Annotated in this window: 14 protein-coding genes and 1 riboswitch; of the genes, 11 read left to right on the top strand and 3 right to left on the bottom strand. The window is 60.4% G+C overall.

What is annotated here, in order from left to right:
- Window positions 1-126: 126 nt before the first annotated feature.
- From AAFM46_RS02390 to AAFM46_RS02340, 11 genes are all read left to right on the top strand, one after another.
- Entirely contained in the window at window positions 127-342 is a 216-nt protein-coding gene (locus tag AAFM46_RS02390) for a hypothetical protein (protein WP_343319316.1), read from the top strand.
- Window positions 343-452: 110 nt separating this feature from the next.
- Window positions 453-752 carry a thioredoxin family protein gene (locus tag AAFM46_RS02385; protein ID WP_343319315.1) on the top strand — a complete coding sequence of 100 codons (300 nt, stop codon included), beginning with the start codon at window positions 453-455 and terminating at the stop codon, window positions 750-752.
- Between the two features lie 60 nt (window positions 753-812).
- Entirely contained in the window at window positions 813-2,165 is a 1,353-nt protein-coding gene (locus AAFM46_RS02380; RefSeq protein ID WP_343319314.1) for an NAD(P)/FAD-dependent oxidoreductase, read from the top strand.
- A gap of 808 nt (window positions 2,166-2,973) precedes the next feature.
- Window positions 2,974-3,492: a hypothetical protein gene (locus AAFM46_RS02375; protein WP_343319313.1), complete on the top strand. Its 519-nt coding sequence runs from the start codon at window positions 2,974-2,976 to the stop codon at window positions 3,490-3,492.
- A 107-nt stretch (window positions 3,493-3,599) separates the two neighbouring features.
- Window positions 3,600-4,202, top strand: a complete 603-nt coding sequence (locus AAFM46_RS02370; RefSeq protein WP_343319312.1) for a DUF305 domain-containing protein — start codon at window positions 3,600-3,602, stop codon at window positions 4,200-4,202.
- Window positions 4,203-4,285: 83 nt separating this feature from the next.
- On the top strand, window positions 4,286-5,173 hold the full coding sequence (locus tag AAFM46_RS02365) for a F510_1955 family glycosylhydrolase (protein WP_343319311.1): 888 nt from the start codon (window positions 4,286-4,288) through the stop codon (window positions 5,171-5,173).
- 4 nt (window positions 5,174-5,177) lie between these two features.
- Window positions 5,178-5,927: a cytochrome c biogenesis protein CcdA gene (locus tag AAFM46_RS02360; protein ID WP_343319309.1), complete on the top strand. Its 750-nt coding sequence runs from the start codon at window positions 5,178-5,180 to the stop codon at window positions 5,925-5,927.
- A 26-nt stretch (window positions 5,928-5,953) separates the two neighbouring features.
- Window positions 5,954-7,510 (top strand): multicopper oxidase family protein, encoded by a 1,557-nt coding sequence (locus AAFM46_RS02355; protein WP_343319307.1) that lies wholly within the window; start codon window positions 5,954-5,956, stop codon window positions 7,508-7,510.
- Between the two features lie 12 nt (window positions 7,511-7,522).
- Window positions 7,523-8,455, top strand: coding sequence for a prolipoprotein diacylglyceryl transferase (lgt, locus tag AAFM46_RS02350; RefSeq protein ID WP_343319306.1), 933 nt, complete (start codon window positions 7,523-7,525; stop codon window positions 8,453-8,455).
- Window positions 8,448-9,083, top strand: coding sequence for a DUF3105 domain-containing protein (locus AAFM46_RS02345; RefSeq protein WP_343319304.1), 636 nt, complete (start codon window positions 8,448-8,450; stop codon window positions 9,081-9,083). Before lgt ends, AAFM46_RS02345 begins: the two co-directional genes overlap by 8 nt.
- A gap of 30 nt (window positions 9,084-9,113) precedes the next feature.
- Window positions 9,114-9,359 carry a hypothetical protein gene (locus AAFM46_RS02340; RefSeq protein ID WP_343319303.1) on the top strand — a complete coding sequence of 82 codons (246 nt, stop codon included), beginning with the start codon at window positions 9,114-9,116 and terminating at the stop codon, window positions 9,357-9,359.
- Between the two features lie 68 nt (window positions 9,360-9,427).
- On the opposite strand, the gene AAFM46_RS02335 is transcribed toward AAFM46_RS02340, so the two are convergent.
- The 3 genes from AAFM46_RS02335 to AAFM46_RS02325 all read right to left on the bottom strand — a co-directional run bounded on the left by AAFM46_RS02335 (window position 9,428) and on the right by AAFM46_RS02325 (window position 12,054).
- A complete protein-coding gene (locus AAFM46_RS02335) occupies window positions 9,428-10,234 on the bottom strand; it encodes a M23 family metallopeptidase (protein ID WP_343319301.1) in 807 nt (268 codons plus the stop codon).
- Window positions 10,235-10,239: 5 nt separating this feature from the next.
- A riboswitch (cyclic di-AMP (ydaO/yuaA leader) is annotated at window positions 10,240-10,441 on the bottom strand.
- A gap of 364 nt (window positions 10,442-10,805) precedes the next feature.
- Window positions 10,806-10,997: a hypothetical protein gene (locus AAFM46_RS02330; RefSeq protein ID WP_343319299.1), complete on the bottom strand. Its 192-nt coding sequence runs from the start codon at window positions 10,995-10,997 to the stop codon at window positions 10,806-10,808.
- A 103-nt stretch (window positions 10,998-11,100) separates the two neighbouring features.
- Window positions 11,101-12,054: a LysR family transcriptional regulator gene (locus AAFM46_RS02325; RefSeq protein ID WP_343319298.1), complete on the bottom strand. Its 954-nt coding sequence runs from the start codon at window positions 12,052-12,054 to the stop codon at window positions 11,101-11,103.
- Between the last annotated feature and the right edge of the window lie 93 nt (window positions 12,055-12,147).

The following is a 12,147-nucleotide window of genomic DNA, read 5'->3' as shown; positions in this document are numbered from 1 at the left end:
GAGCGCCCGTACGCTATCGCCGTCATCGTTGCGATCGGAGGCTTTGAGCTGGCGGCCTGACAAATTCTCCCGATTGTGAAGCCAGGAGCAGCGTTCACCGGGTCACCAATGCGTTGGGTCAATTTCATGACAACCTGCATCCTCTTCACCGTAGCGACATTGATCGGTATCCTCATGCACACCACTTTCATTGCAAACATTGGTGCCACCGCTGTGCTCTTCGGGCTTCTCGCCTCTGTCGCTTTCGGAGCAAGCGCCCTCGTCTTGAGGACAGCAGTGAAGCGCGGACTCCTAACCGGGATATTCCAAGACGACCCTGAGCACGGCATCCCTGCCCCGTAGACCGACGTGCTTCACACTTTGCGTACGTGCTAATTACGCTGGTGCGTTCAGAAAGGTTTCGCCTGTCCCGGTCAAGGTTGCACTGTGGTGCAAGGTTTAGTATGGGTGCCATGGAGATCACCTTGCAATATTTCAACGGATGCCCGAACTGGCTGATTGCCGCTGAACGGCTGGCCCTCATTGCACAAGAGCGCACCGACATAACAGTGACGCACCTTTTGGTGGAGACGCCCGAGGAAGCGGAGGCTACCGGCTTCCGCGGCTCACCAAGCATCCTGCTCGACGGCGCGGATCTTTTCCCGGATCGAACCTCTTCCGTGGGGCTCTCCTGCCGCCTTTACCAGACGCCCGACGGTATCGCCGGAGCGCCGACACTTGAACAACTCCGGGCAGCGATCTCCACCATCTAAGCAGAACGACCCCGACCACGACTCACGAGACCGGCACCACTGGCAAGAAGGAAATATCCCATGGACGAGGAATACGATCTGTTTGTTATTGGTGCCGGGATGGCTGGCACGACGGCGGCGAACAAATGTGCGGCCCGGGGATGGCGGGTGGGAATCGTGGATGCACTCCCTTACGGGGGCACCTGTGCGCTGCGTGGTTGTGATCCCAAGAAGATCCTCCGTCGTGGCGCGGAAGTGATCGACGCGGCCAACTTGATGCGTGACAAGGGCATTACCGAGGACCGGCTGTCGATCGATTGGCCGGCGCTGATGCGCCACAAGCGAGGCTTTACCGACGGTGTGCCGCAAGGCATGGAAGATGAACTCACTGGCAACGGGGTAAAAATCTTCCACGGCACTGCCCGGTTCACCGGGCCGAACCAGATCGACATCAACGGGACAGAGCACCATGCGAAACGTTTCCTCATCGCAACCGGCGCACACCCACGCACACTCACTTTTCCCGGCCATGAGCATCTGATCGATAGCACCGACTTCTTGGACCTCGACTCGCTACCGCAGAGAATCGTGTTCATCGGTGGAGGGTTCATCTCCTTTGAGTTCGCGCATATCGCCGCCCGCGCCGGCGTTGAGTGCGTGATCATCGACCACGGTGAGCGTCCCTTGAAGGAATTCGATGCGGACCTGGTCAAAAACCTCATCCACAGAAGTGAGCAGGTTGGAATCCAAGTGCTATCAAACACTACGCTCACCCATGTGAGAGGAACCGCCACCGGGCTGAAAGTGACCGGGGAAAAAGACGGGAAGACATTAACCCTCGGAGCCGACTTGGTGGTGCACGGCGCCGGCCGCACCGCCAATCTGGAGACTCTGAACCTCGAAGCCGCCAACATCGCGTCCGGGCCCCGCGGAGTCACCGTGAGCGGGCACCTGCAAAGCACCACAAACCCTGCCGTGTATGCCGCGGGCGATGCCGCCGATACCCCTGGGAAACCTCTGACCCCCGTCGCAGTGTTCGAAGGGAAGATCGCCGCCTCCAACATGCTCAAGAGCGTTACCACCGTCCCTGACTACACCGGCGTTCCCACCACTGTATTTACCATCCCGGAACTCAACCGGGTCGGCGTCCTTGAACAGGAAGCTCGAGACAGGGGTATCGACATCGTGGTCGAGACCAATGACACCAGCGGCTGGTACTCCAACTACCGGGTGGGCGAGACCACCGCCAGCACGAAGATCATCATCGATAAAACCACGGATAAAATCCTCGGCGCTCACCTGCTCGGGCCCGGCTATGCCGAACTCATCAACATTTACGCCCTCGCCATCAAACTGGGCCTAACCTCCAAGCAGCTGAAATCCATGACCGCCACCTACCCATCCATCGGCTCAGACCTAGGCTCCATGCTCTAGAAAGAAACCGCAGCAAAAAACTTCGGCTGCACACCATTTACCGCTGCGGTTCACAGACTCGATATATGTGCGTGCACTTTGCAGGTTGGTCCTTTGACGGCAGGTAGTGTCAGCCACACGAAGCGTTGGATTTTGTTGTACTGACCGAAGTCTAAGACGGCGTCGTCAAGTTTAGGTGCCAGTTCGTGGCTGACACCGATCAGCATCTCTTCCCCGGTTGGACGGTCCCAATCATCGCCGGTATCCCCTCCATCCCGCTCTGGACCGTTGAGTAGGCATCGAAGCAGCTTCTTCGGTTCCGTCCGTGAGAAATACAGGCCCTGCTTGCGGCAGCCACCCTTTCCTTAGTAGCAATGCAAAACACCGCCGAATACATCGATCATGTGCACCGCCTCCGCGGTCACAGTGAAAGCGCCATGGTCGGGGGTTGCTTACTTGTAGATTCTGCCCATCCAGTGATTACGCCATATGTCCGGCTTTCTCATCGATGGACGTGGTGCGTGAACGGTTCTAGGCCAACTACCGCAAGATGTGACAAAACCTGATCTGTGCCACTGGCTACAACATCATTTCCGTCCTGTTGGCCGCGGGAGTATTGGCAGGCGCTGGTTCTGTACTCTCCCCCGCTGCAGGAGCAGCACTCATGTCTCTGTCAACCACCGTGGTGGCATTGAACTCTCAATTACTGCGCAGACTCAAGCTCAACCCGGCTGACGTTAGCTAGTACTAGGCTCACCGGAACCACACAGCCTCCCCCGATAAGCTACACACCGACACGCATCTCCAAACCACCAGGAAGGATCCAGCCATGCAGGCGTTCAGCACCCTGTCACTACCAGGATCCTTCCTGCGCTGGGGCGGACTGTTAGCCCTTGCCCTTGCCATCATGGGCGGACTTATGGGCATGCATATTCTCGGTGGCGTGCAGGCGGGGCCCATGATACCGACACACGCCAACAGTAATAGTGCCGGAATCACAGCTGTTGCGATCACTTCGCCAGTGAGCTCAACGGCGACCCCGGCCGATCCACACCCCTCAGCAGCACCCTCCATGTCTATCGAGAATCATGGCGAAGTTTTGGCTGCGCTAAACCATTTGGGCAGCAACGCGGGGTGCGAGTACGAACCCTCAGGCTGCGAGATCTCCATGGCCAGCCACGGATCCTGTATGCCCGCTCCTGGTGCCGGAACGCCAACGGCCCCGCAACCCGGTCTCGTTCCCGACCCCTCTGCCGTTGCCACCGCATCGGATCAGGCTGGATACAAAATCTCGGGCCGCCTTCTGGATCCGCCTTCCTTGACTCAACTCTCCATCAGCAGGACGTAAAACGTTCGATTCTGACCTGTCACCGTGTGACGGGTCCTCGTTAACGCACCCCACCGAGGGGTGACGTCCACCTGTAACGAAACTTTTTGAGTTGAGGACTGTTCCCTGTGAAGAAAATTCTGACGATCTCCGTCACCGCCCTAGCCGCAGTTATTACTCTGTCCGGTTGTTCCACCAGCACCGATGCAGGCTCCATGAAAGGCATGGACCACGGCAGCTCGGCCATGCACACCACGCAGACCCAAGCCATCGGTGCCGGCCATAACGCCGCGGATGCGATGTTCGCCCAAATGATGCTGCCCCACCACTCCCAGGCAGTGGAGATGAGCGACATCATGCTCGCAAAGCCCGGCATGGACGCAAAAATCATAGCTTTGGCCAAGGAGATCAAGGCCGCCCAGGCCCCGGAGATCAACACTATGACCAACTACCTGAGCGCGTGGGGCGAACCCACTACCATGACGAGCGATCACGCCATGGCCGGCATGATGACCAGCGCCGACTTGGACAAACTCAAGGCAGCTCAAGGCAACGAAGCGGCAAGAATGTTCCTGGTCCAGATGACCGCCCATCATGAGGGCGCCCTGGAAATGGCCAAGACAGAAGTCACCTCCGGCAAGAACGCCGACGCCATCACCTTGGCCACGTCAATTGTTTCCAGCCAAGAAACTGAAATCAATGACATGAAACAACTGCTGGCCGGCCTCTAACGGACCCCGCACGCCAACCATCGGAGTCGGACCGGTCCAGTTCTGACCGCCACCGACCATCTTCGCCCCCTTTGGAGATCTCTGTGAACCCCCGCACCACCCTTTCTCGGAACCGCGCCCGCTACTCACTTGCCGGCGCCGTCCTAGGCCTTCCTTTAGTTCTAGCCGCGTGCGCCCCAACAACTACCGCAGCCCCGGAAACTGCAGCAGCCGCCTCCACTCAACACGTCCATGAAATCTCCATCGACCGAGTGACCACAAACATCATCCTCGCCACCCATGATGGTCTTTACGATGCCACCGACAGATCCCCTGTCCTTGTCGGCACCGACGCTATTGACTTGATGGGATTCACAGCTACTGCCGAACCCCAGGTGTTCTACGCCTCAGGACATCCCGGTCCCAGCTCGACACTGCCGAACCCGGTCGGGCTTATCCGTTCCACGGATGCCGGTAAAACATGGGAGCCAGTCTCCCTTCAAAAACGATCGGACTTCCACGCCTTGACCGCGTCCGGGAACAGCTTGGTCGCCTTCGACGGGCAACTGCGCACCAGCACCGACGGGACTACCTGGGACACCTCATCGGCAACGTTCGTGCCGATGGACTTGGCAGGCAGTCCAGCTACGACGGTTGTGCTTGCAACTACTGAAGCCGGGTTGCAACGCTCTACTAATAGTGGGATGACCTGGGCCACAGTAGCGGGAGCCCCGATTTTGCGGTTAGCAGCCTTCGCTGCTTCTGACGAGAGGGCCCCTACCGAAGCCGTAGGGGTGGGCCCAGACGGGAGCGTCCACGTCTCCACCGATGCCGGGCTGACATGGACTCCCGCCGGGAAGGTTGAGGGGCAGGTACAAGCCGTGACAGCATTGGCCGGTACAGCCGGTAAACCCGAGATCTGGGTGGCCACAGCTGAAGGCGTTCAACGCTCCTCCGACGGCGGAGCCACCTTCGCCCCGGCCACTCCCTAACGCCGTGGGTATCGGGGAGTTCTTTGCCACCAACGTCACCGACGGCGCCCTGCTCTTTGCCATGCTGCTGGCCCTGATCGCTGGCATAGTGTCCTTCCTCTCTCCGTGTATCCTGCCGCTAGTACCCGGATACCTAGGCTATGTATCCGGGCTGTCCAATCCAAACGAGCCCGGCAACCGCCGCCGCGTCCTGACCGGGGTGGGCTTGTTCATTCTGGGATTCGCCGCCGTGTTCACCCTCTACGGCGCAGCATTTGGACTGATCGGGTCCTGGCTGCTGCGCTGGCAGGACCTACTCATGCGCATCCTAGGAATCGTGGTCATTCTGATGGGTCTGGTGCTGCTGGGCGGTTTCTCTTGGCTCCAACAAACCCGCAAAATGAACCTCACCCGCCGCACCGGGCTCGGCGGCGCCCCGCTGCTAGGCATCGTGTTTGGCTTGGGTTGGACCCCCTGCATGGGCCCAACACTCAGCGCCGTCCTCGCCCTGAGCGTCTCCACAGGCAGCGCCGGGCGCGGGGCCCTACTGGCCTTCGTCTACTGCTTGGGCCTCGGCATACCGTTCGTCCTAGTGGCCCTGGGACTGGGCTGGGTCACTCGTGTCCTGGGCCTGGTACGCCGGCACATCCGCGTGGTCAACATCATCGGGGCAGCCATACTCATCGCCCTGGGCCTGATGATGGTCACCGGCCTATGGATGAGATGGATCTATCAATTGCAAAACCTCGCCGGCACCTTCATCACCCCCGTCTAACCGGCCACCAACAAAAGGATTTCATTATGAACACCACCCCCACCCGGCGCTCCTTCCTAGGACTATCCGTGGCCGCTGCAGCCATGGCCGCACTCAGCGCCTGCACTCCCCCACCGGCTGTGTCCGGCGCGAACCGGATACTGCCCACGGATGTATTGATCGCAGAGATCGAAACCGCCCGCGCCGCCACCGGCACAACCATCACGGCGACGCTGACCCCGGCAGCGCTAACCACCACAATGACAGGCAAGACCATCACCACCGCCGGATACAACGGCTCCCTCGTGGCACCAACCCTGCGCGGCACAGTGGGCGACCAGCTCAACGTCACTCTTGCCAACAAGCTCACCGAGCCCACCAGTGTGCACTGGCACGGCCTGGCCCTACGCAACAATGACGACGGCGTTCCCGGCCTCACCCAGGACGCCTTCGCCCCCGGGTCCCAGAACGGCTACGACTTCAAACTTCCCCACCCCGGCACCTACTGGTACCACTCACATGTGGAAATGCAGCGCGAACAAGCTCTCTACGGGGCGCTCATCATCGATGATCCCAACGAGACACTCGTTTATGACAAAGAGTGGGTGATCGTCCTTGACGACTGGCTCGACGGCATCACCGGCACCCCCACCGATGTTCTGAAGGAACTTTCCCACGGCATGGGCACAGGTAGCGGTGGAATGAAAGGTATGGACCACGGAAACACGAACCAAGGAAAAATGGACCAAGGCGGCACCATGGACATGGGCCACATGCTCATGGGTGCCTCCAGCGACTTTTTGGGCGGCGACGCCGGTGACGTCGCCTACCCCTTCCATCTCTTCAACGGCAAGGACCCAGGGAATCCGGAAACGTTCGCAGCCAAACCGGGTGAGAAGATCCGTCTGCGCATCATCAACGCCGCAGGCGACACCGCCTACCGCGTCGGCGTCCCGGGCCAGCAGCTGACTCTGACCCACACCGACGGGTTCCCCATCCAGCATGCCATGGTCGACGCCGTCGTACTTGGCATGGGCGAACGCATCGACGCCCTCCTGACCGTCCAGGACGGCTACACACCGTTGCTGGCACTGGCTGAAGGGAAAGGGCAGATGACCTACGGGCTGATCTCCACCGGGACCGGGACAGCGCCGGCCCGGGACAGCCTGCCCAGCACCCTGACCGGCACAGCGGTCGACGGCGGTCAGCTCACCGCAGACCCCTCCGTGATGCTGCCCACCAAGAAGCCCGACCGGGTCCATGAAGTGCACCTGACAGGAGGGATGATGAAGTACGACTGGGGTATCAACGGCCGCCGCTTCGACATGACCAAGCCATTTGAGAACGCCTTCGACCTCAAAGCCGGAGAACGGGTGGAAGTGAAGTTCATCAACGACACCATGATGTGGCACCCCATGCACATCCACGGGCACACCTTCCAGATCGGGACCAAAGGCGCCCGCAAGGACACAGTCATCGTCCGGCCTATGGAAACCGTGAGCGTCCAATTCGAGGCGGACAATCCGGGCCAGTGGCTCTTCCACTGCCACAACGCCTACCATGCCGAACGCGGCATGATGGGCGTCTTCTCCTACCTCAGCTAAGGCCCAACCATCATGAATCCCACAACACTGACCACCGCGTTCCTTCCGTCCCCCACCGTGGCGGCTTTCCAACTCGGACCGCTAACCATCCGCTTCTATGCCCTGTGCATCCTGGCAGGAATCATCATTGCCGTCTGGCTCGCCGGACGGCGATTGACCGCCCGGGGCGGAACACCGGGGGTGATCCTGGACATTACGATGTGGGCGGTCCCCTTCGGCATCGTCGGCGGACGCCTCTACCACGTCATCACGGACCCCGAACTGTATTTCGTGCCCGGGAAAAACCCTTGGAACGCTCTGAAAATTTGGGACGGAGGCCTGGGTATCTGGGGCGCCGTCGCCTTGGGCCTGCTCGGTGCCTATATTGGCTGCCGCCGCCACAATGTCCCGTTCACCACCCTGATAGACGCTGCCGCTCCTGGTCTGCTGATCGCCCAAGGCCTAGGTCGGTGGGGGAATTGGTTCAACAACGAACTTTACGGCGACCCGTCCACGGCACCGTGGAAACTGCAGATCCACCAGATGGACTTCACCACCGGCCGCGCGGTCCTCGACAATGCCGGGACACCCGTGGTGCTCGGCTACTTCCAACCAACATTTCTCTACGAATCCCTGTGGTGCCTAGCCGCCGCCGCAGTACTGCTGATCCTTGACAAAAAATTCCGTCTCGGTGCCGGATCCGTGTTTGCGCTCTACGTTGTTTTCTACACATCCGGACGGTTCATCTTCGAACTGCTGCGCTCCGACTATGCCAACACCATCCTGGGACTACGAGTCAACACCTGGGTCTCAGGCCTGCTCTTACTGGCCGGGGCTGCTTGGTTCCTCGCTGCGCGCCGCAAGCCACGCTCCAGCGTCAATTCCTCAACCGTAAATCCAGCGGAGCCCACCAGTTCCCCCAACGACGCTGTGAAGCCTTCAACCCCGGGATCCCCCCATGAGTGATGCCAGTGACCGTCAGGCCGAGCGCCAGATAAAAGTCAACGCCGTGTTGGCCGCGCACCGGAGCAAGCAACGTAAGCGGAACATGTTCGTCTACGGCGGCTTTGGCCTGCTGGTCATCGCTGTCATCACCATCGTCACGTTCGTCATCACCGGCTCAGTTCAGACCCGAAGTGCCACGCAGGAGGCTGCCAAGAAGCCCATTGCCGGCGTCGAGACCTACTCGAACCTGACCCGCAACCACGTCCAAACTCAGGTGGGCTACCCGCAGGTCCCTGGTGTCGGCGGTGACCACTCGGCGACCTGGACGAACTGTGGCATATACCCGGAACCTGTCAATGAAGAGCGGGCTGTCCACTCCCTTGAACACGGTGCAGTGTGGATCACCTACAAACCCGGGCTTTCCCCAGCGGATTTGGGGACGCTGACAACACTGGTTAAGAACAAGCCTTATGTCCTGCTCAGCCCCAACCCGGAGCAGACCTCCGCTGTCACCGCCTCCGCGTGGGGCATCCAACTCAGCGTCCCGAACAGCGAGGATACCCGCCTGCCCATCTTCATCAAGGCGTACGCCATGGGCCCACAAACACCCGAGCCCGGGGCTGCCTGCTCCGGCGGCACCAACGGCTGACCCCACCACACCTCTAAGGAGACACACGCCATGACTAAGAACCTCCCTGGCAGCGACGCTGCGAAGGACTATCGGCACCACCGCTTTTTGGTCCGAATGGGACAACTCATCATAGCCGTCGGGATCCTGGTGGGACTCTCCCACTGGATCGCCCACGTCGCCATCACTGGGGGCCCACCCGGCATCCAAGACCTCTTCATCGGCTATCCCACCGCCGCAGTCCTCATGATCCTCGGAGCCGTTCTTGCCGGACGGGCCACTCCCAAGAAACGCTGACGGATGACCAGAGAGGCCGGCTGCCTGGTGGCAGTCGGCCTCACCGGCGTTTGGCGCCGTGGAGTTGGCTAGAGGTACGGGGCAGGATTGACAGTTTGGCCATTTTCCATTACTTCGTAATGCAGGTGGCAGCCGGTGGAATTCCCTGTTGTTCCGACGCCGGCAATCTGCGCACCAGCACCGACCGTCTGGCCAACGCTGACAGCGATGCTATTTAAGTGGTTGTACGTGCTCTGAATACCGCCACCATGGTCAACAACAATGCGGTTGCCGCCACCGTACTGGCTCCAGCCCGCCTCCGTCACCGTGCCAGCACCAGCGGCGAACACCGCAGTTCCGCATGCAGCACCAAAGTCAATACCCGTATGCATTTCCGCCGCCGCGCCTGTCAACGGATTGGTGCGGTATCCAAATGGAGAGGTCACCGTCAAAACGGCCAGAGGCGCGCGCAGCCCGGCGGCCGGTTGTTCAGCCGGGGCTTGTGGCGCAGCAGCGCCCAACAGCGCGGACTGATCTGTAGCGGCCGGCTTTACCGTATCAGCGAGCGAGACCGGAGGTGCAGGCTTGCTTGACACCAAGGGCCTGGCAAAAGTCACCACAACATCCTTGTCGGCAATCACTGCCTGCTGCGACGTATTCGCAGCCGCAGGAGCCCCTGCGGTGACCGCCGGTGCCAAGCGGTGGGATTCGGCATGGGCCACCGGCAAAGCAGTCAGGGCAATGGCTCCGGCTACTAAGACGACACCTATCTGCTTGCGGCCTACGCCGCCTCTGAATCTCGACTCGATTCCGGGGGCCCAATGGCGCCCCGGCAATGAGGGCGAAGATTTGGTGGACGTGGCTCTACGGCGGCCATGCTGGGGTGCGGCAGACAAAATGGCAATCCTCTCGACGCCGGCGAAGTTAGCTGTCGGATTCGGGCGAGGTGCCTGCCCGGCCCGCCCAACACACGCATGTGAGATCCATGATGTGTCAGGTGGGCTTCACCCCAAGGCGCACTATGGCGCCGATGGTGGTTCCTCCGCCCCCGTCAAGAAGCTGAATAGTCGCGGTCCGCCGACGGGGTTTGGCGAAGCGGCACACGAACATACCCTTCTGGGGTATGTATTTTTATTAGCTTAGCGGACATCGAGCCAAAAGTTATAACTTCGTTACCTATTAATTGTGGGCACCATTGCCATCGTCAGTTTCTCCACGGTCCGAGCCAAGGCAGTGCATACTGTCGCCTCTTGCGGTTCGATAAAATAATGGCCAACTCAGGTACCGGCCGCCGATAAGGAAAAACTAACCTTACCCCCGCACCAGTAATGCCGTACTGGATGGCTGAGAATCAATGCAACCTGCCAGTCACACCCCACGTCAGGCGGCCCTTGTGGCAGCCACATGATTCCATTTTGGCCCCGTTTAATGGCCTACCTTCAAGGCCCCAACACCAATACTGGCTAACTAACACGCATCCACTAAAACGGCGGCCATCTGGAACCTGCTGGCGTTGTGGACGCGGACAAAAAGTACTTCTGAGACGGCGGGGACCACGGCACCCTTGGTTTCGGCCAGGTTCTTCTGACGGTTAGCGGCAAATCGTGCTGTGGCTGCTGGCAGAAAGGTGCGGATCGGTGAGGTCCGCACCTGTGCCAAGTAAGACTCGAAATCGACTGCTTTAGACAGCGCTTCCTACTTTTCTGCGACCATCGGGCGGGGGACGTTTTGATCACGCTCTTTGCTCCGAAGCCGCCGGGTCTCATACCTTCCGGCGGGTGCCGGATATTGGTAAAACACTGGCGGCGATGGCTGTCAGATCTCTGGCCGGCCCTAGAGGAGGTGAGCCGCCGGCCTGCCAGAGAGCAGTCAGTGTCCGGCGTAGGGGCAGACCGCGGACGGGGACGACGACGAGCCGGTGCAGGGCAAGGTCGTCACGGACGGCCAGTGCACTGAGCACACCGGGGGCTGTGCCAGCGGCAATAGCGGAGCGGACGGCCGCTGTTGTTGATAGTTCCACCAACGGTTCCGCTAGAGTCTCGGCTCCGGCGGTCGTGAGCAGGTGCTCAAGCACATCTCGGGTGCCGCTGCCGTGTTCCCTGGTCACCAGTGCTGTTGCTGCCAGTTCCCTTGTTGTGACGGGTGTCCGTCGCCTCGCCCAAGGATGCTCCGGCGCGACAACCAAGACCATCTCGTCGTCTTGTACCGCGGCGGCGCTCAGGCCCGGGGGAAGGTGGGGGCTTTCGATGAAACCGAGGCTCGCATGTCCGGTGCGGACCATAGCCACGGTGGATTCACTGTTGCCCACCGTCAATTCCACGACCGTGGGAGTGAGCCCCAGACTCTCCTGCTGCCGGCGCAGTGCAACCAGCCAGAGCGGCACAAGATGTTCAGCGATTGTCTGACTGGCTGCGATCTTCAGCTGACGAGCGGCGTCGGATCGGAGCGAGGCTATCCCAGCATCGAGCCGCTCCGCGGCGGCAAGGACCTCCGCAGCCCACCCCGCGACTAGAACACCGGCCTCTGTGAGGGTGGATCCCCTCGGGGTCCGGGTCAACAGCGCCGACCCGATCTGGGACTCCAAGGAACGCATCCGAGAGGAGACGGCCTGCTGAGAAAGCCCTAAGTGTTTCCCAGCAGCAGAGAGAGATCCTAGCTCATCAACTGAAGCGAGCATTTCCAAAGCGGAGAGCTCCGGTATCCGAGGACTGAGCATTGAGGATTCTCCTTCAAAAAGAACGCTTGTGATACAAGTCAGGCTTGTAGCCTAACAAGTCTATGCCCCCTACTGCGGCAGCTCCAAGACCGG

The organism is Arthrobacter sp. TMP15 (assembly GCF_039529835.1).
Lineage (GTDB): Bacteria > Actinomycetota > Actinomycetes > Actinomycetales > Micrococcaceae > Specibacter.
The sequence above is the reverse complement of the archived record's forward strand: the minus strand, read 5'-3'. Positions and strand labels throughout refer to the sequence as shown.